Source organism: Amycolatopsis sp. MEPSY49 (assembly GCF_051337345.1).
Lineage (GTDB): Bacteria > Actinomycetota > Actinomycetes > Mycobacteriales > Pseudonocardiaceae > Amycolatopsis.
Genome location: NZ_JBDLYJ010000002.1, coordinates 1,043,772 through 1,068,552 on the forward strand (window position 1 = coordinate 1,043,772; position 24,781 = coordinate 1,068,552).

20 protein-coding genes are annotated in these 24,781 nt (G+C 70.3%); 2 read left to right on the top strand and 18 right to left on the bottom strand.

Features of this window, described 5'->3' with window-relative positions; all coding sequences use genetic code 11:
* Positions 1–87 precede the first annotated feature (87 nt).
* Entirely contained in the window at positions 88–1,083 is a 996-nt protein-coding gene (locus ABFJ78_RS13995) for an aldo/keto reductase (protein ID WP_436386474.1), read from the top strand.
* On the opposite strand, the gene ABFJ78_RS14000 is transcribed toward ABFJ78_RS13995, so the two are convergent.
* The 14 genes from ABFJ78_RS14000 to ABFJ78_RS14065 all read right to left on the bottom strand — a co-directional run bounded on the left by ABFJ78_RS14000 (position 1,062) and on the right by ABFJ78_RS14065 (position 17,491).
* Complete coding sequence (locus ABFJ78_RS14000; protein ID WP_436386476.1) at positions 1,062–2,162, bottom strand: glycerate kinase; 1,101 nt, start codon at positions 2,160–2,162, stop codon at positions 1,062–1,064. The two genes, ABFJ78_RS13995 and ABFJ78_RS14000, sit on opposite strands and share 22 nt — an antisense overlap.
* Positions 2,159–2,536, bottom strand: a complete 378-nt coding sequence (locus ABFJ78_RS14005) for an allophanate hydrolase-related protein (protein ID WP_436386477.1) — start codon at positions 2,534–2,536, stop codon at positions 2,159–2,161. The genes ABFJ78_RS14000 and ABFJ78_RS14005 overlap by 4 nt, the downstream gene beginning before the upstream one ends.
* A gap of 10 nt (positions 2,537–2,546) precedes the next feature.
* Complete coding sequence (locus tag ABFJ78_RS14010; protein WP_436386479.1) at positions 2,547–3,992, bottom strand: NCS2 family permease; 1,446 nt, start codon at positions 3,990–3,992, stop codon at positions 2,547–2,549.
* Positions 3,993–4,101: 109 nt separating this feature from the next.
* Positions 4,102–4,584 carry a nucleoside deaminase gene (locus ABFJ78_RS14015; protein WP_436386481.1) on the bottom strand — a complete coding sequence of 161 codons (483 nt, stop codon included), beginning with the start codon at positions 4,582–4,584 and terminating at the stop codon, positions 4,102–4,104.
* Between the two features lies 1 nt (position 4,585).
* Positions 4,586–6,877: a xanthine dehydrogenase subunit D gene (pucD, locus tag ABFJ78_RS14020; RefSeq protein WP_436386482.1), complete on the bottom strand. Its 2,292-nt coding sequence runs from the start codon at positions 6,875–6,877 to the stop codon at positions 4,586–4,588.
* Positions 6,874–7,344 carry a (2Fe-2S)-binding protein gene (locus ABFJ78_RS14025; RefSeq protein WP_436386484.1) on the bottom strand — a complete coding sequence of 157 codons (471 nt, stop codon included), beginning with the start codon at positions 7,342–7,344 and terminating at the stop codon, positions 6,874–6,876. The genes pucD and ABFJ78_RS14025 overlap by 4 nt, the downstream gene beginning before the upstream one ends.
* Positions 7,335–8,204, bottom strand: coding sequence for an FAD binding domain-containing protein (locus ABFJ78_RS14030; protein ID WP_436386486.1), 870 nt, complete (start codon positions 8,202–8,204; stop codon positions 7,335–7,337). The genes ABFJ78_RS14025 and ABFJ78_RS14030 overlap by 10 nt, the downstream gene beginning before the upstream one ends.
* Before the next feature lie 194 nt (positions 8,205–8,398).
* On the bottom strand, positions 8,399–10,087 hold the full coding sequence (gcl, locus tag ABFJ78_RS14035; protein WP_436386487.1) for a glyoxylate carboligase: 1,689 nt from the start codon (positions 10,085–10,087) through the stop codon (positions 8,399–8,401).
* A 1-nt stretch (position 10,088) separates the two neighbouring features.
* Complete coding sequence (locus ABFJ78_RS14040; RefSeq protein WP_436386489.1) at positions 10,089–10,976, bottom strand: 2-hydroxy-3-oxopropionate reductase; 888 nt, start codon at positions 10,974–10,976, stop codon at positions 10,089–10,091.
* Entirely contained in the window at positions 10,973–11,785 is an 813-nt protein-coding gene (locus tag ABFJ78_RS14045) for a hydroxypyruvate isomerase family protein (RefSeq protein ID WP_436386491.1), read from the bottom strand. Before ABFJ78_RS14045 ends, ABFJ78_RS14040 begins: the two co-directional genes overlap by 4 nt.
* Positions 11,786–11,923: 138 nt before the next feature.
* The gene (locus ABFJ78_RS14050; RefSeq protein WP_436386493.1) at positions 11,924–12,781 is read right to left on the bottom strand and encodes a 2Fe-2S iron-sulfur cluster-binding protein; all 858 of its coding nucleotides are present in this window, start codon (positions 12,779–12,781) and stop codon (positions 11,924–11,926) included.
* 34 nt (positions 12,782–12,815) lie between these two features.
* Positions 12,816–14,561 carry an NAD(P)H-dependent oxidoreductase subunit E gene (locus tag ABFJ78_RS14055; RefSeq protein ID WP_436386495.1) on the bottom strand — a complete coding sequence of 582 codons (1,746 nt, stop codon included), beginning with the start codon at positions 14,559–14,561 and terminating at the stop codon, positions 12,816–12,818.
* A gap of 1 nt (position 14,562) precedes the next feature.
* On the bottom strand, positions 14,563–16,482 hold the full coding sequence (locus ABFJ78_RS14060; protein ID WP_436386497.1) for a molybdopterin oxidoreductase family protein: 1,920 nt from the start codon (positions 16,480–16,482) through the stop codon (positions 14,563–14,565).
* 13 nt (positions 16,483–16,495) lie between these two features.
* Positions 16,496–17,491 (bottom strand): 2-dehydropantoate 2-reductase, encoded by a 996-nt coding sequence (locus ABFJ78_RS14065; RefSeq protein ID WP_436386498.1) that lies wholly within the window; start codon positions 17,489–17,491, stop codon positions 16,496–16,498.
* 247 nt (positions 17,492–17,738) lie between these two features.
* On the opposite strand from ABFJ78_RS14065, the gene ABFJ78_RS14070 reads away from it, so the two are divergent.
* Positions 17,739–18,476 (top strand): GntR family transcriptional regulator, encoded by a 738-nt coding sequence (locus ABFJ78_RS14070; protein WP_436386500.1) that lies wholly within the window; start codon positions 17,739–17,741, stop codon positions 18,474–18,476.
* A 28-nt stretch (positions 18,477–18,504) separates the two neighbouring features.
* Here the strand turns inward: ABFJ78_RS14070 and ABFJ78_RS14075 are convergent, their stop codons facing one another.
* From ABFJ78_RS14075 to frc, 4 genes are all read right to left on the bottom strand, one after another.
* Positions 18,505–19,884, bottom strand: a complete 1,380-nt coding sequence (locus ABFJ78_RS14075) for an OFA family MFS transporter (protein WP_436386501.1) — start codon at positions 19,882–19,884, stop codon at positions 18,505–18,507.
* Positions 19,885–19,939: 55 nt separating this feature from the next.
* Positions 19,940–21,319, bottom strand: coding sequence for an OFA family MFS transporter (locus tag ABFJ78_RS14080; protein WP_436386503.1), 1,380 nt, complete (start codon positions 21,317–21,319; stop codon positions 19,940–19,942).
* A 103-nt stretch (positions 21,320–21,422) separates the two neighbouring features.
* Positions 21,423–23,549, bottom strand: a complete 2,127-nt coding sequence (locus tag ABFJ78_RS14085; RefSeq protein WP_436386505.1) for an acetate--CoA ligase family protein — start codon at positions 23,547–23,549, stop codon at positions 21,423–21,425.
* The gene (gene frc, locus ABFJ78_RS14090) at positions 23,550–24,779 is read right to left on the bottom strand and encodes a formyl-CoA transferase (protein WP_436386507.1); all 1,230 of its coding nucleotides are present in this window, start codon (positions 24,777–24,779) and stop codon (positions 23,550–23,552) included. It lies immediately after the preceding gene.
* Positions 24,780–24,781: the final 2 nt, after the last annotated feature.

Below are 24,781 nucleotides of genomic sequence, written 5' to 3' on the forward strand. Positions count from 1 at the left end.
GGTTTCGATGATAACAAATTCTTAGTAGCAGTCGTTCGGTATCGGTGATACGTTGTGTCCAGTATCATCGGAAACACGGGAGACTTGATGCTTCGCCGCATCCTCGGCGGGACCGGTCCCGCCGTCGGCGCACTCGGGCTCGGCCTGATGGGTATGTCCGATCTCTACGGCCCGGCTGACGACACCGAGTCCGTTGCCACCATCCGCGCCGCCCTCGACGCCGGGGTCACCCTGCTCGATACCGGCGACTTCTACGGCATGGGCCACAACGAGATGCTGCTGCGCGACGCCCTTCGCGGCCGTGCTCGCGGGCGGGCGGTGATCAGCCTCAAGTTCGGTGCGCTGCGCGGGCCGGATGGATCCTGGCTCGGCCACGACGGCCGTCCCGAAACCGTCAAGACCTTCCTTGCCTACAGCCTGCGCCGACTCGGTACCGACCACGTCGACGTCTACCGGCCCGCCCGGCTCGATCCGGCCGTGCCCATCGAAGACCAGGTCGGTGCGCTTGCCGAGCTGGTCCGGGCCGGTTGCATCCGGCACATCGGGATGTCCGAAGTGGGCGCGGACACCCTGCGCCACGCTGCCTCCGTGCACCCGATCTCGGACCTGCAGATCGAGTATTCGCTGCTCTCGCGCGGTATCGAGGCCGAGATCCTGCCTACCGCCCGGGAGCTCGGCATCGGTGTCACCGCGTACGGTGTCCTATCGCGTGGCCTGCTCAGCGGCCATTGGCCGCCGTCGCGGGAGCTGGCCGCCGGGGACTTCCGTCGCCACGCCCCGCGGTTCCAGGGCGAGCACCTCGATCGCAACCTCGCCCTGACCGATGCGCTCGGCAAGCTCGCCGCGGGCAAGGGCGTCACGACCGCGCAGCTCGCCATTGCCTGGGTTGCCGCGCAAGGCGACGACATCGTTCCCCTGGTCGGTGCCCGTACCCGGGCCCGCCTTGCCGAATCCCTCGGTGCCGCCGACGTCGAGCTGACCGCCGCCGACCTCGCGGAGATCGAGGCCGCCGTCCCCGCCGGGGCTGCTTCAGGCGGTCGCTACGCCGCCGCCCAGCTTGATCACCTCGACAGCGAGAAGTAGTCGATCGCCACGCGATGTGCGAGCCGGCGCAGCAGTGGTGCCGCCTCCGCCATGCAGCGCGACGGGTCCGGTTCCAGGTCCGTCAGCGCGTACGCTGCCGAGAATCCCGCGGCCGTCAAGTCCGCCGAGGACAGTCGGCAGCGTCCGGACACCGCGACGCACGGAATGCCCTTCGCCGCCGCCGCTCGGGCCACTCCGGCCGGGGCCTTGCCGGACAGGGTCTGCTCGTCGAGGGATCCCTCACCGGTCACGACCAGCGACGCTCCGGTCAGCGCCTCGTCGAAGCCGAGCAGGTCCAGCAACAGCTCGATGCCCGGGCGCATCCGGGCGCCCAGCACCGCCATCGCCGCGAAGCCCACTCCCCCGGCGGCGCCGGCGCCCGGCCGTTCGGCGAACTCCTGGCCGGCGATCGACGCCCAGTGTCGCAATGCCGCGTCCAGCGTCTCGACGTCGTCGGGGGACGCTCCCTTCTGCGGTCCGTAGACGGCCGCCGCTCCACGCGGGCCGTACAGCGGGTTGTCCACGTCGCTCGCCAGCTCGATGTCCACTTCGGACATGCCCGACACGTCCAGTGCCGCGAGCCGGGCGAGAGCCGCGCCGCCGAACGGAAGCTCGCGACCGGATCCGTCCAGGAGCCGGGCTCCCAGTGCCGTCAGCAGCCCGGCGCCGCCGTCGGTGCACGCGCTGCCGCCCACCCCGAGCACGATCCGCCGGCACCCCGCCCGGACCGCCGCCGCGATCACGTCGCCGGTGCCCGCGCTCGTCGCTGTCAGCGGTTCCGGCGCGCCCGGCAGCCGATGCAGCCCGGATGCCTCGGCCAGCTCGACGATCGCCGTGACCCCGCGGACCGCGTAGGACGCCGTCACCGGCTCTCCTGTCGGGCCGCGCGCCGGCACCCGCACCCGCTCGTAACCGGCGGCCACGGCGGCGTCGACCGTTCCGTCGCCGCCGTCGGCCACCGGGAGCTCCTGCACCACGAGACCGGGGTGGACGTCGGCGAGGCCGGACGCCACCGCCGACGCCACCTCGGCCGCGGTCAGCGACCCCTTGAACTTGTCCGGTGCGACCAGGACCTTCACGCGCTCGCCTTGTACGCCCGCCAGTCGCCGACCTCGGTGATGTCGCGCAGGGCGGCGTGTGAGGTGTACGGCCGCCGCAGCAGCATCGCGAACGCCGAACTTCCGTCCGTCAGCTCCACCACCCCCAGCTCCAGCTCGTGCGGCTCGGACGGCAGCACCTTGTCGCGCAGGTCGTCCAGCGAGACGTCGTACACCTCGCCGGTCACTTCGGCGCCGCCGTGCGAGACCGGGTACAGCGCCGGGCACTGGTCGCCCACCGCGTAGAACCGGTACTTCGCCGCCGTCCGGGCGGTGCCCACGAACGGCGAGCCGTCCAGGAGGTGGTGCAGCGGCTCGCCGCGCATGGCGCCGCCGTTGAAGAACATCAGGGCCACGGGGATCTCCTTAGCGGAAGAGGGCTTCGACGCCGTCGACGGCGAAGTACACCGCGAACACCAGCGCCAGCAGGGACAGCAGCCAGCCGGCCTCGCGCCACTTGCCGCGGCCGATCTTGATCAGCACGAACGCGATCAGGCCGGCGCCGACACCGTTGGTGATCGAGTAGGTGAACGGGATCAGCGCCGCGGTCAAGAACACCGGGATCGTGTAGTCCGGGTCGTGCCACGGGATGTTGCGGCACTGCGCGACCATCATGCCGCCGATGACCACCAGCGCCGGCGCCGCGGCCTGAGCCGGGACGACCCCGGCGAGCGGCGTGAACAGCAACGTCCCGGCGAACAGCAGGCCGGTGACGACGCTCGCCAGGCCCGTCCGGGCGCCTTCGCCGACGCCCGCCGCGGATTCCAGGAACACCGTGTTCGGCGACGAGCCGGTGACGCCGCCCGCGATCGCGCCCGCGCCGTCGACCAGCAGGATGCGGCCCATCCGCGGGACCTTGCCGTTCTTCGACAGCCCGGCCTCGTCCGAGACGCTGGTGATCGTGCCCATCGCGTCGAAGAAGCCGGACAGCACCAGCGTGAACAGGAACACCGTCGCCGCGAGCGCGCCCGCCGACGCGAAGCCGCCGAGCAGGTCGATGTGGCCGAAGAGCCCGAAGTCCGGCGCCGCGACGACGTGGTCGGGCAGTTCCGGGCTGGTGAGGCCCCAGCCGCCCACGCCGAACCCCTCGTGCAGCACGACCGCGAACACGGTGGCGACCCCGATGCTGATCAGCACGGCGCCCGGGACCTTCCGCGCCACCAGCACGATCATCAGCAGCAGCCCGAAGCAGAACACCACGATCGGCCAGCCGTGCAGGTGCCCGCTCGCCCCGAGGCGCACCGGGACCGTGGTCTGTGCCGCGTCCGGCATCCGGGTCACGAACCCGGCGCTGACCAGGCCGACGAGCGCGATGTAGAGCCCGATCCCGACCGTGATCGCCGTCTTGAGCGGCCGCGGGATGGCGTTCATGATCCGCTCGCGGACGCCGCTGACGGCCATCAGCACGATGCAGACGCCTTCGAGCACGACCAGCCCGAACGCCTGCGCCCAGGTCATCGAGGGGGCCATTTGGAAGGCGACGATGCCGTTGATGCCGAGCCCGGCGGCCAGCGCGAGGGGCGCGTTGCCGACGAGTCCCATGAGGACGGTCATCACCGCGGCGGCCAGCGCCGTCGCGGTGGTCACCTGCGCGGCGGAGAGCCGGGCGCCGGTGATGTCGGCGGAGGCGCCGAGGATGAGCGGGTTGAGGAGCACGATGTACGCCATCGCGACGAACGTCGTGACGCCGCCGCGGACTTCGCGGCCGACCGTGCTCTGCCGGGCGCGCAGCTCGAACAGCCTGTCGAGCAGTGAGCGGCGTTGCGGGGGTACTTCGTCGACTACTGGGGTGGGGACTTCGGTCTGGGTCATGCGTCCTGCCCTTGCCGGTGGGTGTGCTCGGCCAGGGCCAGGCACTACGCCGTGCCTGGCCGAGCGGGACGTTCGATTCGGTTGTGCTCCGGTCAGCTGGCCTTGTGGGTCAGTAGTCGGTGCGGTCGCTCTTGTCGAGCCAAGCCGCGAAGGGGGCGAAACCGTCCTTTGCGGACAGTCGCGTCACGGGAACCGTCCAGGTTTCGCGGGGACGGTCGAACAGTTCGTAGAAGGCGCGGTCGTCGAAACCGGCCTTGGCCGCGTCGTCGCGGTCGGCCGCGAAGATCACCTTGTCCACGCGCGCCCACAGCGCCGAGGACAGGCACATCGGGCACGGCTCGCAGCTGGAGACGAGCACGCAGCCGTCGAGTTTGAACGTGCCGAGCGCCTGGCAGGCCGCGCGGATCGCGACGACTTCGGCGTGCGCGGTCGGGTCGAGGTTCGCGGTGACGCGGTTGACGCCGGTCGCGACGACCTCACCGTCCTTCACGATCAGCGCGCCGAACGGGCCGCCGCCGTTCGCGACGTTGGTCTCCGCGATGCGGACGGCCTGGTCGAGCCATTCCTGCTCGACGGAAAGCGACGTGGTCATCTCAAACTCCAGTGATGTGCTCGGGGCGGATCGGGACGCGCGGCAGCTCGAGGCCGGTGGCCGCGCGGATGGCGTTGGCGATCGCCGGCGTCGCGGAGATCGTGGGCGGCTCGCCGACGCCGCGGACGCCGTAGGGCGCGTGCGGGTCGGGGCGTTCGAGGACGTCGACGCGCATCGGCGGCATGTCGAGGATGGTCGGGATGAGGTAGTCGGTGAACGACGGGTTCTTGACTTTTCCACCCTCGACCACGATCTCCTCCATCACGGCGAGCCCGAGGCCCTGCGCCGAGCCGCCCTGGATCTGGGCGACGACGGCGTCGGGGTTCATCGCCTTGCCGACGTCCTGGGCGCAGTCGAGCTGCACGACCTTGACCAGGCCGAGGTCCAGGTCGACGTCGACCACCGCACGGTGGGCCGAGAAGCCGTACTGGACGTGGGCGTCGCCCTGCCCGGTTTCCGGGTCGAGGGGGTAGGTCGGGCGGTGGTGGAACTCGCGGGTCTCCTCGATCGCGGTGTCGCCGAGCAGCTCGGCCAGGTCCGCGACGACTTCGCCGTCGGCCGCGACGACCTTCCCGCCGGTCAGGGACATGCCCTCGGCGGACACCCCGAGCCGGGCGTAGACCGCCTCGGCGACCGCGCGGCAGGCGTTGCGGACCGCGCCACCGGTGACGTAGGTCTGGCGCGACGCCGAGCTGGAGCCGGCGTCGCCGACGCTCGTGTCGGCCGGGTGCACGCTCACCCGCGTCAGGCCGAGTTCGGTGCGGGCGATCTGCTGCTGCAGGGTGACGAGCCCCTGGCCGACCTCGGCGGCCGCGGTGTGGACCATGGCCACCGCTTCGCCGCCGAGCACCTCCAGGCGGACGCGGGCGGTCGAGTAGTCGTCGAGCCCTTCGGCGTAGGAAATGTTCTTGATCGTGACGCCGTAACCGACACCGCGGACGACACCTTCCCCGTGCGTGGTGTTGGACGCGCCGCCGGGCAGCTCGCGGATGTCGCGTTCACCGGCCGGCTCGGGCGGCAGCGGCAGATCGCGGACCCGCTGGACCAGCTCGGCGACGGGCGCCGGGAAGTCGACGACCTGGCCGGTGACCACAGTGGACCCTTCGCTCAGGGCGTTGCGGATCCGCAGTTCGGCGGGATCCATGTCCAAAGCGGACGCGAGCTTGTCCATTTGGGACTCGTAGGCGTAGGTCGGCTGGACCGCGCCGAGCCCGCGCATCGCACCGCAGGTCGGGTTGTTGGTGTAGACGCCCCAGCCTTCGATGTGCGCGTTCGGGACGTCGTAGGGACCGACGCTGAGGGTGGTGCCGTTGCCGACCACGACCGGGGTCTTGGACGCGTACGCGCCGCCGTCGAAGTACAGCTTCGCCCGGACGTAGACCAGCTTGCCGTCGCGGGTGGCGCCGTGCTCGTAGTACATCTTCGCCGGGTGGCGGTGGACGTGCCCGAAGAACGACTCCAGGCGGTTGTAGCTCATCTTCACCGGCCGCCCGGTGCGCAGCGCGAGCATGCACGAGTGGATCTGCATGGACAGGTCCTCGCGACCGCCGAACGCGCCGCCGACACCGGACAGCGTCAGCCGCACCTTCTCCAGCGGGAGGCCGAGGGCTTTCGCCGTCTGGCGCTGGTCGACGTGCAGCCACTGAGTGGCCAGGTAGAGGTCGACGCCACCATCTTCGGCCGGCACCGCGAGGCCTGATTCGGGGCCGAGGAACGCCTGGTCCTGCATGCCGATCTCGTAGACGCCGGAAACCACGACGTCCGCCGTCGCGGCCGGGTCGCCCTTGACGATCCGCTGGTGGCGGACCAGGTTCCCGCCGGGGTGCAGCTTCGGCAGGGTGTCGTCGTGCGCGGCGCGCTCGGGGTCGGTGATCGGCTCGAGGACGTCGTACTCGACGACGATCTCCTTGAGCGCCTGCCGCGCGATCTCCGGGTGGTCGGCGGCCAGGATGGCGACCGGCTCGCCCTGGTAGCGGACCAGGCCGTCGGCCAGCGCCGGGGTGTCCTGGAACTTGAGGCCGTAGACGTTCTCGCCGGGTACGTCCTCATGCGTGAGCACTGCGTGCACGCCCGGCTGGGCGAGGGCGCGGGAGACGTCGAGGCGGACGATCCGGGCGTGCGGGTGCGGGCTGCGCAGCGTGGCACCCCACAGCATGTCCTCGTGCCACAGATCCGAGGAGTAGGCGAACTCGCCGCGGACCTTGAGCGTGCCGTCCGGGCGCAGCGGGCTCTCGCCGATGCCGCCGGCGATCGTGTCGTGCAGCTCCTGCGGGGACCGGGCCGGCGCGCTCATCGGACGGCCTTCTTCGCGGCCGCGTCACGAACGGCGTCGAGGATCTTCTCGTACCCGGTGCAGCGGCAGAGGTTCCCGGCGAGGGCCTCGCGGATCTCGACATCGCTCGGGTCCGGGACGCGCTCGATCAGGTCGTGCGCCGCGACCAGCAGGCCCGGCGTGCAGAACCCGCACTGGACGGCGCCGCGCTCGACGAACGACTCCTGGACCGGGTCGAGGTCGTCCCCCTCGGCCAGACCCTCGACCGTGACGACCTCGCGGCCTTCGGCCTGCCCGGCCGCGACCAGGCACGCACAGGCCGGGACGCCGTCGAGGTAGACCGTGCAGGAGCCGCATTCGCCCTGTTCACAGGCGTTCTTCGAGCCCGGCAGGCCGAGCCGCTCGCGCAGCACGTAGAGCAGGCTCTCGCCTTCCCAGACGTTGTCCGCCCGGCGGGACTCGCCGTTGACGGTGACGTTCACGCGCACTTCGCGCTCCCTCCGCAGTATTCGGTCCAGGCCCAGGTCAGCGTCCGGCGCGCCATGACCCCCAGGGCATGGCGCCGGTAGGCGGCGCTGCCGCGGACGTCGTCGATCGGCGCGGCGGCCGCGGCGACCAGGTCGCCGAAACGGCGCTTGACCGAGTCGTTCAGCGCCTTCGGCGCGTCCCAATCCAGCTCGCCCGCCAGGAACTCCTCGGCTTCGAGGGCACGCCGCGGGGTGGGCGCCGCCGAGCCGACGCCGGTGCCGACCCGCTTTTCGGCCGGGTGCAGCGCCAGTCCGAAGGCGGCGACGGCGATGACCATGGCATTGCGGGTGCCGATCTTGCTGAACTGCTGCGGGCCGGTCGCCGGCTCGATGAGCACGGCGGTGATCAGCTCGTCCGGCTCCAGAATGTTGCGCTTGACCCCGACGTAGAAGTCCTTCGCCGCCACGATCCGGGTGCCGCGGACCGACGCGATCTCGACCTCAGCGTCCGCCGCGAGCAGCGCCGGGTGCGAGTCACCCGCGGGCGAAGCCGCGCCCAGGTTGCCGCCCACGGAACCGCGGTTGCGGATCTGCGGCGACCCGACGGTCCGCGCGGCCATCGCGAGGCCGGGCAGCTGCGTGCCCAGTTCGGCGATGATCCGGGCATAGGGCACGGCCGCGCCGAGCCGGATCCGGCCACCGTCGGTGCCGTGCTCGTGCAGCTCGGCGACGCGGCCGAGGTCGAGCAGGGCTTCGGGACGGCGGTGGTCGAAGTTGAGCTCGACCATCACGTCCGTGCCGCCGGCGATCGGGACCGCACCGGGGTTCGCGGCGCGCGCGGCGAGCGCGTCGGCCAGCGAGGCGGGTCGGAGGAATTCCACTGTGGACGTCCTTTCGGGGCTGCTTCGGCAAGGAGTACACACGCTCGGCTGTGGCCGGGGCCACGGCAAAACCCCTGAAAGACGGGTGAATTTGCGGCTCGCGTTTGTACTTTCCGACAACGCCTTGATCGCGGACGCGGAAAGGCCGCCGCACGAGGTCAGGGTCTCGTGCGGCGGCCGTGGTCACGCGGATGTCAGGCGGGCTCGAACTCCTTGACGGCGTCGAGCGCGGCGCCCATGGCGGCGTTGCCCTCGCGTTCGATCATGATCTCCACCAGGACCGGGCGGCTGGTGCGCTCGGCCTCCTTGCGGGCCCACTCCAGGGACGTCCGGATCTCCCCCGGTTCGAGCACGCGGGTGCCCGAGCAGCCGTAGGCTTCCATGATCTTGACGTTGTCCGTGCCGTTCGAGTCGTAGTGGATGTCGACCTCGAAGTTCATGTCGTAGCCGGTCTCGGCCTGCCGGATCAGGCCGAGGTACTCGTTGTTGAGCATGATCAGCACGAACCCGACGTCGTACTGGGCGGCGACCGCCAGCTCCTCGACGAGGAACTGGAACGAGTAGTCGCCGACCACCCCGACGACCTCGGCTTCGGGCCGTGCCTTCTTGACGCCGATCGCGGCGGGGATCTCCCAGCCGAGCGGGCCGGCCTGGCCGCACACCTGGTAGTGGCGTGGCTTGTGCGCCTTCTGGAACTGGCCCGACCAGATCTGGTAGAGCCCGATCGCGGTGACGAAGTACGTGTCCTCGCCGAAGGTTTCGTTGATCTCCTTGAAAACCCGGGGCGCCTTGATCGGCAGCGTGTCGAAGTCCTCGCGGCGGGGAAGCGCTTCCTTCAGCTCCGCGATCCGGCCGACCCACTCCCTGCGCGGCCGCGGTTCGCGGTGCTCCAGCGCCGTCAGCAGCGCGGCCAGGAACTCCCGCGTGTCCGAGACGATCCCGAGATCCGGCCCGAACACCTTGCCCAGCTGGGTGGGCTCGATGTCGACGTGGATGAACTTCCGGTCACCCCGGTACACCGACAGCTCGCCGGTGTGCCGGTCGCCGAAGCGCGCGCCGAGCGCCAGCACCAGGTCGGACTCCAGGAAGGCCGCGTTCGCCCAGCGCTGCGACGTCTGGATGCCGGCCATCCCGGCAAACAGCTCGTGGTCCTCGGGGAAGCTCCCCTTGCCCATGAGCGTCACCTGCACCGGCACGTCCAGGCGCTCGGCCACCGCCCGCAGCTGCTCGCTCGCCTCGCCGAGGACGACGCCACCACCGGCCAGGATGATCGGGCGCTCGGCCGCCAGCAGCAGGTCGAGGGCCCGCTCGACCCGCGCGGACGCGGGCTTCACGGCCGTCACCGGCAGCGGCGAGTCGATCGAGGAGTCCCACTCGATGTCCTGCTTCTGGACGTCGATCGGCAGGTCGATCAGCACCGGGCCGGGCCGGCCCGAGCGGGCGATCCGGAACGCCTCGCGGAAGATCCACGGCAGCTGCGCCGCCTCCTTGACCTGCACCGCCCACTTCGTCACCGGCTTGGCGATCTCGACGATGTCGACGGCCTGGAAGGCTTCCTGGTGCAACTTCGTCGTCGCCGCCTGGCCGGTGATGCAGATCATCGGGATCGAGTCCGCGTGCGCGGTGTAGAGCCCGGTGATCATGTTCGTCCCGGCCGGACCGGACGTGCCGATGGCGACGCCGACGTTGCCGTTCGTCCTCGCCCAGCCGTCGGCCATGTGCGTCGCGCCCTCTTCGTGGCGGACGATCAGGTGCTGGATCGCCCGGCCTTGTAGGGCGTTATACAGGGGGAGGATCGCGGCGCCCGGGCAGCCGAAGACGGTGTCGACGCCTTCGCTTTCCAGGACGTCGACGACCGCCTGCATCGCGGGGATTCTGGGCATGTCACACCTCCGCCGGGACGCGGCCCGACAACTGTTCGGCGACCTTCAGCAAGGCCGAATGGTCCAGGGAGCCGTACCCCATGGCACGGCCGGCGGCGACGAGCTGGGCGACCAGCCCGGTGAGCGGGAGCGCGACGTCGGCCTGCCGGGCGGCGGCCAGCGCGATGCCCATGTCCTTGTGGTGCAGGTCGATCCGGAAGCCGGGCGCGAACTGGCGGTCCACCATGGACTTGCGCTTCAGCTCGAGGATCCGGCTGCCCGCCAGGCCGCCGGCGAGGACGTCCAGGCCGACGGCGGCGTCCACTCCGGACGCTTCGAGCAGCACGATCGCCTCGGCGACCAGGCCGTAGATCCCGCCCACGACGAGCTGGTTGGCGGCCTTCACGACCTGGCCGGCGCCGTGCGGGCCGACGTGCACGATCGTCTTGCCGAGCGCGTCGAACACCGGCTTCGCGGCCTCGAAGTCCTCTTCGGAACCACCGACCATGATGGACAGCGACGCCTGCTCGGCCCCGGCTTGGCCGCCCGACACCGGGGCGTCCAGGACCCGGATCCTCTTGTCCCCCGCGGCTTCCGCGACGGCGATCGACGTCTCGGGCCGGATGGTGCTCATGTCGATCAGCAGCGCACCCGGTTCCGCGTTGTCGAGGACCCCGCCCGCGGCCAGCACGACCTCCTCGACCTGCGGGTGGTTCGGCAGCATCGTGATGACGACGTCCGCCCCGGCGACCGCGTCGGCGACCCCGGTCGCGGCACGTCCGCCGGCGGCCGCGAGCTTCTCCCCCGCGGCCGGGGTGACGTCGTAGCCGCTGACGTCGTGCCCGGCCGCGACCAGGTGCGCGGCCATCGGGGCGCCCATCACGCCCAGTCCGATGAATCCCAGTTTCATGCTCGTCCCCTTCGGGTCTTCGGCAGCCAGTTCAGCGACGTGACGGTGTCGGGTTCCGGGACGTACTCGATCCCGACGAACCCGGCGTAGCCCGCGTTCTGCAGCTTCGCGAGGTGCCCGTCGATGTCCAGGGAGCCGGTGCCGGGCTGGTGCCGGCCGGGAGCGTCGGCGATCTGCACGTGCCCGATCCGGGAGATGTGCTTCGCCGCCAGCGCGTCCAGGTCGTCCCCGTTGACTGCCAGGTGGTACAGGTCGGCCAGCAGCCGCACGTTGTCGCGCCCGAGGTCGTCGAGCACGGCCACGGCGTCCGCGGCGGTCTTGAGCGGGTAGCGGTCCGCGCCGGAAAGCGGTTCGAGGACCAGTTGCGCGCCGATCTTCGCGGCGGCTTCGGCGGCCGTCGCGAGATGTACGCGGGCGAGTTCGTCCTGCTTGACGGGGTCTTCGCCGTCGAGCCGGTTGCCGTAGAGCGCGTTGAAGCTGCGGCAGCCGGTGCGTTCGGCGATGCCGAGCGCGACGACGAGGCTGTCGGCGAACTCGGTCTCCCGGCCGAGCCACGACACCAGGCCGCGTTCCCCCGCCGCCATGTCGCCGGCGTAGAAGTTCAGCCCGCGCAACCTGACTCCGGCCAAGCTCTTGACGAACGCGTCGACCTCGTCGCGCGCGGGGACCGCGGTGTCGAACGGCCACCAGTACTCGACGTCGGTGAACCCGGCCTCCCGCGCGGCGGCGGCCCGCTCGAGGAGCGGTACCTCCTTGAACAGGATCGACAGGTTGGCGACGTACGGCAGGGAGTGCCCCTCTTCTGGCATCGCGACCTCGAATTTCACTATCCGGAATTTTTCTTTCGCATATCGAGAATAGCTGCTGGCCTGCGGCGCGGTCAACGGTGGGACGACGAAGGCGCCGCGACTCGTCGAGCCGCGGCGCCTCCGGGCGAACGGGGGCCGCTAGCGGTTCTGAACGTGCTGCCAGCCGAAGCGGCCCTTGATGCAGAGGTTCCCGTGGGTCACCGAACTGTCGTGCGGTGAGGTCACCTTGACGATCTCGTTGTCCTGCACGTGCAGCGTCAGGTTGCAGCCCACCCCGCAGAACGTGCACACGGTCGTCGTCTGCTTCTGGCGCGACTCGTCCCACGTGCCGTCCGCGCGCTTGTCGTACTCGCGCTTGAAGCTCAGCGCCCCGGTCGGGCAGACCTCGACGCAGTTGCCGCAGTACACGCACGCGCTGTCCGGCAGCGGGTTCGAGAACTCCGTGGAGATCCGCGCGTCGAACCCGCGGCCGGCCACGCTGATCGCGAACGAGTTCTGCCACTGGTCGCCGCACGCGTCGACGCACTTGTAGCAGAGGATGCACTTCTCGTAGTCCCGGACGTACAGCTCGTTGTCCACCAGGGCCGGTTGCGCCACGGTGGCCGCGTCGGGGCCGAAGCGGCCGGGGTCCGCGCCCGATTCGGCCATCCACTCGGCGACGCCCGGCGTCGTCGACAGGTCCGTCGCCGATGCCAGCAGTTCGAGGACCACCTTGCGGCTCGTGCGCGTCCGCTCCGAATCGGTGCGCACCACCATCCCCGGCTCGGCCTTGCGCGAGCAGGACGGCACCAGCGTCCGCGAGCCCTCGACTTCGACCATGCAGACGCGGCACGCGTTCGCCGGTTCCAGGGTGTCGCCGTAGCACAACGTCGGGATGTCCTTGCCCGCCGCCGTACAGGCGTCGAGGATCGTCGATCCTTCGGGCACGCGGACGGTTTCACCGTCCACAGTGAACTCGACCAGCCGCTTCGGGATCCCGATGTCCACTGTGGTCATGGCTCCTCCACTGGGAAGCGTGTGTCGTCGCTGGTCACTGCAGCGCTCCCAACCGGTCGATGGCGGACTCGATGGCGTTCCACGCCGTCTGGCCCAGGCCGCAGATCGACGAGTCCCGCATCACCCCGCCCACTTCGCGGAGCAGCGGCCGCTCCTCCGAGCCGGCCGCGAGGACGCGCCGGATCGCCTCCTCCTGCCGCACGGTCCCGATCCGGCACGGGACGCACTGCCCGCACGACTCGTCGCGGAAGAACTCCGCGATCCGCAGCAGGAACCCGCCGAGGTCGGCCAGGTCGTCCAGCACCAGGACGACCCCCGAGCCGAGCGTCGTCTTCGCCGCCCGCGCGTCCTCGAAGGTGAGCGGCAGGTCCAGCTCGTCCGGCCGGACGAACCCACCGGCCGCGCCACCGAGCAGGATCGCGCGCAGCGAACGGCCTTCGGGTACTCCCCCGGCCAAGGAGAGGAGTTCCCGCAGAGTCGTACCGAACGGCACTTCGTAGACGCCCGGCCGTTCGACGTTGCCGGACAGGCAGAACAGCTTGGGCCCGGCCGAGGCTTCGGTTCCGATCGACCGGTACGCGGCCGCGCCCTCGGTGAGGATCAGCGGCACGTTGACCAGCGTCTCGACGTTGTTGACGACCGTCGGCTTGCCGAACAACCCCTTCTCGACCGGGAACGGCGGCTTCGTGCGCGGTTCGCCGCGGAAGCCCTCGATCGAGTTGAAGATCGCGGTCTCCTCGCCGCAGATGTAGGCGCCCGCGCCGCGCCGGATCTCGATGTCGAACGAGAACCCCTCGTGGCCCATGATGTCCACGCCGAGGAACCCGCGTTCGCGGCAGACCTCCAGGGCGTTGCGTAGCAACCGCAGCGCCCGCGGGTACTCGCCGCGCAGGTAGATGTACCCCTGCCGGGCCCCGATGGCGAACGCGGCGATCGTCATGGACTCCACGAGCGCGAACGGGTCGCCCTCGAGCAGCACCCGGTCCTTGAACGTCCCGGGTTCGCTCTCGTCGGCGTTGCACACCAGGTAGTGCGGGCCGGCGGGCTGGGCGGCCGTGGCCGCCCACTTGCGCCCGGTCGGGAACGCCGCGCCCCCACGGCCGAGCAGGCCGGAGTCGGTGACCTCGCGGAGCACCGCGGCCTCGCCCATGCGCAGGGCGTTGCGCAGCGCGGCGTACCCACCGGCCGCCCGGTAGTCGTCCAAACTGGACGGATCGACCACGCCGACCCGGCGCAGCAGCCGCAACCCGTCCTGCTGGTGGAGCACCGGCGGCGCACCGTCCGAAGCGGACGGTGCCCGCTGGGCGGCCAGCACCGCCGACGCGCCGGTCGTGGGCGCGAGCAGTTCGGTGGCCGCCGGGTCGCCGGCCTGGAACGTCAGCGCCGCGGGGGCTCGTTCGCACACGCCGAGGCACGGGCTGCGCAGCCACGTGACCCCGCCGCGCGCCTTCCCCGCGGCGCCGACGTGCTCGGTGAGGACGTCGCACACGGTGTCCGCGCCCTTGAGCCGGCAAGCCAGGTCGGTGCACACGTGCACGACCCGTTCCGGGCGCTCCTCCAGCGCGAACAGCGAGTAGAAGCTGGCCACGCCGTAGGCCTCGGCCGGTGGCACGTGCAGCGCCTCGCAGATGAGGTTGAGCGCGCCCTGGCTGATCCAGCCGACCCGGTCGTTGACCGCGTGCAGCGCGGGCAGCAGCCGGTCGCGGCCACCGCCCTCGAAGCCGGCGACCGCCTCCCGTTCTTCACGCGACGCGACCGCGTCCAGGAGCTTGAGGTCCACTTCAGACCTCCACCGGCAGCTTCTCGACGCGGATCGCCGCGGCTTTGTACTCGGCCGTCCCGGCGATCGGGCAGGTCGCTTCGATGGTGATGACGTTGACGTCGACCTCGTCCGGGAAGTGGAAGGTCATGAACGCGAGCCCGGGCTTCAGGCCCTTGTCGAGCCGCACCGGCGCGACGATCTCACCGCGCCGCGAGGAGATGCGGACCAGCTCGTCGGGTTCGACGCCGAGCGAACGAGCGTCTTCCGGGCAGAGGTCGAGGGTCTCGCCCTGCCGCAGCGGCGACGGGAACCCGCCGGACTGGACACCGGTGTTGTAGGAATCGAGCCGCCGGCCGGTGGTGAGCCGGATGGGGAACTCCTCGGTGAGCAGGTCGACCGGCGGGCTGTGCTCGAGCACCGTGAACGGCGCCGGGCGGCCGCGCTCGGCCGGGTCGTCGGCCCACAGGCGGCCGTGCAGGAACGTCGGTTCGAGGGTGTCTTCGGAGTAGCACGGCCACTGGATGCCGCCCAGCTCTTCCAGCCGCCGGTACGACATCCCGGCGTGCATCGGGGACAGCGAACGCAGCTCGTCCCAGACCTCCTCGCCACCGGTGTAGTGCCAGTCGTGGCCGAGCCGGCGGGCCAGTTCCGAGAGCAGCTCGATGTCGTCGCGCGCGCCTTCCGGCGGGTCGAGGGCCTTGCGGACGCGCTGGACACGGCGTTCGGAGTTGGTGAAGGTGCCGTCGCTCTCGCACCAGGCCGCCGACGCCGGCAACACGACGTCGGCCAGCTGCGCGGTCTTGGTGAGGAAAATGTCCTGCACCACCAGGTGGTCCACGTTGGACAGTCGTTTGATCGTGTGCTCGCAGTCCGCTTCGGACTGGACCGGGTTCTCGCCGATGATGTACACGCAGGTCAGGTCGCCGCGTTCCATCGCGTCGAGCATCTGGGTGAGGTTGAGACCCTTGTGCGGCGGGATCGACGAGCCCCACGCGGTGTCGAACTTCGCCCGCACGTCCGCGTCGAGGATGTCCTGGAAGCCGGGCATCCGGTCCGGGATGGCGCCCATGTCGCCGCCGCCCTGGACGTTGTTCTGTCCCCGCAGCGGGTTCAGCCCCGCGCCGTAGCGGCCGACCTGCCCGGCCAGCAGCGCCAGGTTGATCAGCGCGAGGACGTTGTCGGTGCCGTTGTGGTGCTCGGTGATGCCGAGGGTCCACGACAGCTGCCCGCGGTCGGCGCGGGCATAGGTGTGGGCGAGTTCGCGGATCAGCCCGGCCGGCACGCCGGTGGTCTTCTCGGCGACCTCCAGGGTCCACGGTTCGACCGACGCGGCGAACTCGGCGAACCCCTCGGTGGCGCGCTCGATGAACGTCGTGTTGGCGAGTCCGGAGTGGATGATCTCGCGGGCGATCGCGTGGGCCAGCGGGATGTCGGTGCCCACTTCGAGCTGCAGCTGCCGGTGCGCCCAGCTCGCGGTGCTCGTCTGCCGCGGGTCGACGACGAAGAGCTTCGCTCCCTTGTGGACGGCCTTGAGGACGTGCTGGAAGAAGATCGGGTGCGCTTCACGGGGGTTGCCGCCCCAGATGACGATGACGTCGGCGTCCTCGATCTCCTGGTAGGACGACGTCCCGCCACCGCTGTCGAACACCCGGGCCAGGCCCGCCACGCTCGGCGCGTGGCAGGTGCGGTTGCACGAGTCGACGTTGTTCGTGCCGATCACCGCGCGGGTGAACTTCTGGGCGACGAAGTTCATTTCGTTCGTCGCGCGGGCGCACGAGAACATCCCGAACGCCTCCGGTCCCTTGCGTTCGAGGGTCCGGCGGATGCCGGCGGCGGCCCGGTCGAGGGCCTCTTCCCAGGTCGCCGGCCGCAGTACGCCGGAGTCGCGGACCAGGGGCTGGGTGAGCCGGACGTACGGCTCGGTGTTCCTGCGCTTCACGGGCACCTCCGGTTCAGTGCGCCCCGACGGGGACGGGCGGGTGGCTGGTGTGGTCGAGCAGCGAGATGGCGGCGTGGACGTGCCGCAGGGCCGGCGCGGGCACGCCGGTGAGGCCGGCCAGCTCCACGACCGCGCCGATGATCGCGTCGATCTCGAGGGGCTTGCCCGCTTCGAGGTCCTGCAGCATCGACGTCTTGTGGTGGCCGACGCGCCAGGCGCCGTCGATGCGCTTCTCGACCGAGACGCCGGGGTCGCTGCCCGCCGCGCGGGCGATCGCGAGGGTCTCGGTCATCATGGTGGCGACGAGCGCGCGCGTGTCGTCGTGCTCGCACATCTGGGCCATGGTCGCCCGGGTCAGCGCCGAGAGCGGGTTGAAGGCGACGTTGCCCATCAGCTTGATCCAGATGTCGTCGCGCAGGCGGGGTTCGACCGGGGCCTTGAGCCCGCCGGCGATCATCGCCGCGCTCAGCACCTTGCAGCGCGCGGAGGTCTCGCCGTCCGGCTCGCCGAGGGAGAACCGGGTGCCTTCCAGGTGCCGGATCACGCCCGGTTCCTCGATGACCGTGGAGCAGTAGACGACGCAGCCGATCGCGCGCCGCAGCTCGAGGACGGCGGTCACCGAACCGCCCGGGTCGACGGTCTCGACCCGCCTGCCTTCGAGCGGATGTCCCTTCAGGCCGTGGAAGTACCACCACGGGATGCCGTTCTGCGCCGCCACGATCGCGGTGTCCGGGCCGAGCAGCGGGGCGAGCAGCGGTCCGCACGAAGCGTAGGAGTTGGCTTTGAGGCCCAGGAACACGAAGTCCACTTCGCCGACGTCGGCCGGGTCGTCCGTGACGTGCGGGTGCGCGGTGAAGTCGCCGCGCGGGCTGAGCACGCGGACGCCGTGCTCGCGCATCGCGGTGAGGTGGGCGCGCCGGGCGATCAGGTGCACCTCGGTCCCGCCGCGGTGCAGCGCGGCCCCGACGTAGGCGCCGATCGCCCCGGCCCCGAGAACAGCCACCTTCATGATGTGCCTCCCTGGTCGAGCGCTCGATTGCATACAGTATCCTGGATCCGCGACGGTGACCAGGGGCAAGTCACTCAGGCGGCGCAGCAAAATCCGACAAAACCGACACGAGGGGTCACCTCGCCCGCTCGCCGTTGATCCACTCCGACAGAAAAGCCCCGACGGGGTGAGTTTCTGGGATTTTGCATACCAAAACCTGTATCCTGATGGCAGATCATCGCGTTCCTCTCCCCTTTCGAGGTGTCCCGTGAGCCAGCCCGCTTCGCCCCTCCCCGACCGCGGCCCGAGCGGCCGCCGCACGGCCAAGGGCTCGCTCAGCTCGACCGCCGCCAAGCGCGTCGAACGGCCCGCGCCGCTGCGGCAGGTCGTCTACGAGGCCCTCGCCGAGCTGATCATCAACCGCACCCTCGAACCCGGGCAGCACCTGGTCGAGGCCGACCTGGCCGAGTACCTGGGCGTCAGCAGGCAGCCCGTCCGCGAAGCCCTGCAGCGGCTGCAGAGCGAGGGCTGGGTCGACCTCCGGCCCGCCCAGGGCGCCTTCGTGCACCTGCCGACCGACGAGGAAGCCGACCAGCTGCTGAGCGTCCGCAGCGTGCTGGAGACGCACTCCGCGAAGCTCGCCGCCGGCCGCGCCACCGCCGACGACGTCGCCCGGCTCTGGGACCTGCAGCAAGTCGGCGTCCAGGCCCTGCACGCCGAAGACACCGAAGGCCTGGTCGCGGCCAACGCCGCGCTCCACGCGTTTATCACGCAGCTGTCGGGGAACGCCGTGCTGGCGGAGCTGATCGGCCTCGTCGACCGCCGGGTCCGCTGGTACTACACGCCGATCGCCCGGCCTCGCGGGCGCGACGCGTGGAACGAGCACGACGAGCTGATCCACGCGATCTCCGACGGCGACGCCGAAGCCGCCGAGCAGATCATGGCCAAGCACACCGAGCGGACCCGCCAGGCCTACCACGAACGTCCGGAAGCGCCCCGATCCTGATTTCGGCAGGACCGGGGCGCTCGCCGGACTAACCGCCGGCCGAGGCCGACGGTCGCGCCACCAGCTCGGTTTCGGCGAGCTGGTGGCGCTTCCGGCCGGGCTGGCGCAGGAACAGCGTCAGCGCCGCCGAAAGGAGGGCGATGCACCCGGCGAGGATGTACGCGCCCGTGTAGCCCCACACGCTGATGACCCCCGCGGCGAGCCCGCCGCCGCCGACGCCACCGACCAGTTTCGCGCTGTAGACCAGGCCGTAGTTCGACGCGTTGTTGTTCTCGCCGAAGTAGTCCGGCACCAGCGCCGCGAACAGCGGGTAGAAGGCGCCGCTGCCGAAGCCGGTCAAGAACGCGAACACCATGAACAGGACCAGGTTGTGCGTGTTCCCGGCGTAGAGCACGCCGAACTGCGCCCCGGCCGCGATGACCAGCACCAGGGTGAGCGTCTGCCGCCGCCCGATCTTGTCCGACGCCCAGCCGACGACCGCGCGGCCGGTGCCGTTCACGATCGCCAGGACCCCGGCCGACGAGGCCGCGACGAAGGCACCGAAGTGGCTCACCTTCGCGAACGGCACCTGGAAGTTGATGCCGAACAGCGAGACCCCGCCGATGATCACCAGGCACACCCACATCAGCGGCAGCATTCCGGTGCGGATGGCCTCCACCGGCGAGAACTGCTTCACCGCGGGCGGATTCTTCGCCAGGCCCCCGCTCTTGGACTTCCGGTCGCGGACCCAGTTGAGCGGGTCCACTTCCTTCGGCCACCAGCTCTTCGGCGGGTCCTTGAACAGGAACCCGCAGATCCCGACGGCGACGAGCATGTACACGCCCATGACGTCGAGGATCACCGAATAGTTGGCCGGGGTGAGGAAAGCGGCGAACACGTAGATGAACGGAACCGCGCCGTAGGCGAAGCCGCCGTTGACGAAACCGGTCCGCGCACCGCGTTTTTCGGGGTACCACTTGCCGACCATGTTGATGCAGGTCGCGTACACCAGCCCGGCACCGATCCCGCCCAGCACCGAGTAGCCGGCGAACGCCAGCACGAGGTTGCCGCTGTGGGAAATGGTGAAGTAGCCGATGCCGCTGCACACCGCGCCGACGAGCATGGCCGTGCGCGCCGACACGATGTTCTTCTCCCGCAGGCGCCCCGCCGGGAACGCGACCGCGGCCTGGAACACGGCCCAGATGCTGGCCAGCCAGAACGCGTCCGACAGGGTCCAGCCGTACTTCTCCTCGAGGGTGCCTTCGACGGCACCCCAGCCGTACTCGAAGACGCTGACCGCCATCATGGCGATCCAGGGCAGCCAGACCATCCAGCTGCGCGAGCGCCCCATGATGTCGTGCGGCGACTCGCCTACCCGGTACACCCTTCCGTTCTCGTCAGTGATCTCCTGGTATGAAGCTGCGGTCATGAGAGTTCTCTTTCGTCACCGTTGACTCGTGTCCTCTGCGGTCGTGCGCCCGGCGTCAGCCGGTGGCGGGCCGGGCCACGAGCTCGGTTTCGGCGAGCCCGTGGCGCATCCCGCCGGGATTCCGGCCGGGCTGGCGCAGGAACAGCGCGAGGCCGGCCGCCAGCAGGCTGGTCCCGGCCGCCAGGTAGAAGGCCGCGCCGTAGCCCCACCCGTCGATCACCATCTTCCCGAGGCCCGCGCCGACGATCCCCGAAACGAGTTTCGAGCTGTAGACGAGGCCGTAGTTGCTGGCGTTGTTGTTCTCCCCGAAGTAGTCGGCGGTCAGGGCCGCGAACAACGGGAAGATCGCCCCGCCGCCGAACCCGGAGACCATCGACGCCAGCAGGAACAGCGGCATGCTGCCGATCGAGCCCGACAGGTACACCGCGACCTGGGCCAGCCCCAGCACCACGCAGACCAGCAACAGCGTCTGACGTCGTCCGTAGCGGTCGGAGATCCAGCCGATCACCCCGCGGCCGGCCCCGTTGATGACCGCCTTGAGGCTCATCGCCAGCGCGACGATGCCGCCGGCGAAGCCCATCTCCTTGCCGAACGGCACCTGGGCCGAGATGCCGAAGATGTTGACGCCCGCTGTGCACAGCAGGCAGATCCACATCAGGGGCAGCATCCCGGTCTTGAGCGCCTCCCGCGGCGTGAACTGCTTGACCGCGGGCGGGTTCTTCGCCAGCGACCGGCGCACACGCGGGTCGTCGGGCACCTTGAGCGGGTCGACGTGGGCCGGCCACCAGTTCTTCGGCGGGTCGCGGAAGAAGAACCCGCTCACCGCGACGGCGGCGGCGAGGAAGAGCCCGACCGCCGGCAGGATGCTGCCGTAGTTGCCCAGGTCCAGGTAGGTCGTGAAGATGAAGATGAACGGGACGGAGCCGTAGGCGAACCCGCCGTTGACGAAGCCCGTCTTCCCGCCCTTCCGCTCCGGGTACCACTTGCCGACCATGTTGATGCAGGTCGCGTAGACGAACCCGGCGCCGCCACCGCCGAACATGCCGAAGCCGAGGTACGCCCAGAAGACGCTCGGCGAATAGGCCAGGGCCAGGTAACCGAGCACCGTGCCGGCCGCGCCGAGGAACATCGCGGACCGGGCGGACAACCGGCCGCTCTCCCGCATCTTGCCCGCCGGGAAGGCGACCGCCGCCTGGAAGAACACCCAGACGGCCAGCAGCCAGAAGATGTGCGCGCCGTGCCAGCCGTGCGCCGCGGACAGCGTGTCCTCGGCCGAAGTGAACGCGTATTCCGAAGAGCTGATGGCCATCATGGCCACCCAGGGCAGGACGACCATCGTCCACCGGGGTCTGCCCATGATGTCCCGGTCGGATTCGCCGACCCGGTAGACCCGCCCGTTCGGGTCAGTGATCTCCTGGTATGTAGCTGCGGTCATAAGAGTTCTCTTTCGTCACCATTGACTCGAATCCCTCTGCTGCCGTCGTGCGGGTGGATCATCGTCCTTTCCGTGTGGTCGGGCCAGCCCCTGTGGAAGACGTTCAGAGCAGGCCCGCGGCCCGGGCCCAGCGGTACTTCGCGCCGAGCACGGCCACGGGCTTTTCGGTCGTGTACGGGTAGGCGACGACGCCGTGGTCGTAGAGGTAGTCGCTCGCCTCTTCGACCTCGACGTCCCCGGAGAGGGAAGCGACGACGGGCTTGTGGATGCCCTTCGCGCGGTACTGCTCGACCACTTCGGACACCAGTTCCGCGAACACCATCGGCGGGGTGACGATGGTGTGCCAGTAACCCAGGATCAGGGCGTGGATGCGGTCGTCCTCGAGGCCCAGCGCGATGGTGTTGCGGTAGGTCGAGGGTGGCTCGCCGCCGGTGATGTCGACGGGGTTGCCCGCCGCGCCGAACGGCGGGATGAACTTCCGGAACGCCGTGTCGAGGTCCGGCGGGATCTCCATCAGGCTCAGCCCGTTGTCGACGCAGGCGTCCGAGAGCAGCACGCCCGACCCGCCGGCGCCGGTGATGATGACGACGTTCTCGCCCTGCGGCGTCGGGAGCAGCGGGATGCCGCGGGCGTACTCGAGCATGTCGTTGAGCCCGGGCGCCCGGATCACGCCGCTCTGGCGGAGGATGTCGTCGTAGACCTTGTCGTCGCCGGCCAGCGCGCCGGTGTGCGAGCTGGCCGCCTTGGCGCCCTGCGACGTCCGCCCGGCCTTGAGGACCACGACCGGCTTGCGCTTCGAGACCCGCTTCGCCGTCTCCGCGAACGACCGGCCGTCCTTGAGGTCTTCGAGGTGCATCGCGACGAGCTGAGTGTTGTCGTCCTGCTCGAAGAACGTGAGCAGGTCGTCTTCGTCGATGTCGGCCTTGTTGCCGACGCCGACGATCGAGGAGACGCCCATCTTCGCCGAGCGGCTGAAGCCGAGGATCGCCATCCCGATCCCGCCGCTCTGCGACGACAGCGCCACGCCGCCCTTGACGTCGTACGGCGTGCAGAACGTCGCCGACAGGTTCTCCGGCGTGTAGTAGTAGCCGTAGATGTTGGGCCCGAGGATGCGGACGCCGTGCTTGCGCGCGATCGCGACGACCTCGTCCTGCAGCTCGATGTTGCCGGTCTCGCCGAAGCCGGACGGGATGAGGATCGCCCCGGCCGCGCCCTTGCGGCCGACCTCTTCGAGGGCCGCGGGGACGAACTTCGCCGGGATGGCGAAGACGGCCACGTCGACGTCGCCCGGCACGTCGGCGATGCTGGCGTAGGCCTTGCGGTCGAGGATCTCCGTGGCCTTCGGGTTGATCGGGTGGATCTCCCCGGCATAACCGCCGTTGACCAGGTTCTTCATCACCGAGTTGCCGATCTTCCCGGCCTCGGCCGACGCGCCGATCACCGCGATCGACGCCGGTTTCATGATCCGGTTCATGGAGGCGAGGATCTCCTCCTGGGTGAACCGGTGCGGCTCCTTCGCCGCGTCCGGGTCGACCAGGATCCGGACGTCGACCGCGGTGGCGCCGCCGGCCGTGGCGAGTACCGGGTTGAGGTCCACTTCGGACAACTGGGGGAAGTCGGCCACCAGCTGCCCGAGCCCGGTGATCACCGCGGCGAGCGCGTCCCGGTCGACCGGCTCCGAGCCGCGGACCCCGCGGAGGATTTCCGCCGCCTGGATACCGTCGATCATGGAGAGCGCTTCCTCGGTGGTCGTCGGCGCCAGCCGGAAGGTGACGTCCTTGAGCACCTCCACGAGGACGCCGCCCAGGCCGAACGCGACGACCTTGCCGAAGGTCCGGTCGGTGACCGAGCCGATGATCACCTCCTGCCCTTCGGTGAGCATCTGCTGCACCTGGACGCCGACGATGCGCGCGTCGGCGTTGTACGCCTTCGCGTTCTCGATGATCCTCGTGAAGCCGGTTTTCACCGCGTCGGCGTCCTTCAGGCCGACGAGCACGCCGCCGGCCTCGGTCTTGTGCAGGATGTCCGGCGAGACGATCTTGAGCACCACCGGCAGCCCGATGGCTTCCGCGTGCGTCACGGCTTCCTCGGCCGTGGTCGCCAGCCGTTCGGCGGGCGTCGGGATGCCGTAGGCCTCGCAGACCGCACGCCCCTCGGGCGCGGTCAGCGAGGACCGGCCTTCGGCCGCCGCCTGGTCGAGGATCTTTTCGACCGCCGCGCGATCCCCCACTCAGATCACCCCCGCGGCGCGGAACTTGTCCAGCTCGGCCTCGCTGTAGCCGAGTTCGGCCAGCACTTCGTCGTTGTGCTCGCCGAGCAGCGGCGACCGTTCGATCTCGACCGGCGAGTCGGACAGCTTCAGCGGGCAGCCGACGGTCTTGAAGCTGCCGCGTTCGGGGTGCGCGACCTCGACGACCGAACCGAGCTCTTGCAGGGTCTCGTCCTCGATCAGTTCCTTCGTGGACAGGATCGGGCCGCAGGGGATGTTGTGGGCGTTGAGCTTCTCCATCACTTCCCACTTGGTGTGCTTCTCGGTCCACTCCTCGACGAGAGCGAACATCTTGTCCAGTTTGGACAACCGGACCTCGGGGGTGGCCCACGCCGGGTCCTCGGCCAGCTCCTCCTTGCCGATCAACCGCGCGAGCGGCGCCCAGCCGGGTGGCTGGACGATCACGTAGATGAAGTCGTTCGGGCCGCCGGGCGCGCACTTGACCGCCCAGCCGGGCTGGCCGCCGCCGGAGGCGTTGCCCGACCGCGGGACCTCGTCGCCGAACTGGTCGTTGGGGTACTCGCCGAGCGGCCCGTGCGCCAGGCGCTGCTGGTCGCGCAGCTTGACCCGGCACAGGTTGAGCACGGCGTCCTGCATGGCGACCTGGACGCGCTGGCCGCGGCCGGTGGAGGTCCGCTGGTACAGCGCGGCGAGGATGGCGGCCACCAGGTGGATGCCGGTGCCGGAGTCGCCGATCTGCGCGCCGGTCGCCGTCGGCGGACCGTCTTCGAAGCCGGTCGTGCTCATCGCGCCGCCCATGGCCTGCGCGATGACCTCGTAGGCCTTGAAGTCGGCGTAGCGGCCCGGCCCGAAGCCCTTGATCGAGGCGTAGATCAGCCGCGGGTTCAGCGCCGAGAGCTTGTCCCACGGGTAGCCGAACCGGTCGACGACGCCGGGGCCGAAGTTCTCGACCAGGATGTCCACTCCGGACACGAGCTTTTCGAAGACTTCCTTGCCCTCGGCGCTCTTCATGTTGAGCGTGATGCTGCGCTTGTTCGAGTTCAGCATCGTGAAGTAGAGGCTGTCGACGCCGGGCAGGTCGCGCAGCTGCCCGCGCGTGATGTCGCCCCGGCCGGGGGTTTCCAGCTTGATCACGTCCGCGCCGAGCCAGGCGAGCAGCTGCGTCGACGACGGTCCGGACTGCACGTGCGTCATGTCGAGGACGCGGACGCCCTCCAGTGCCTTACCCATGC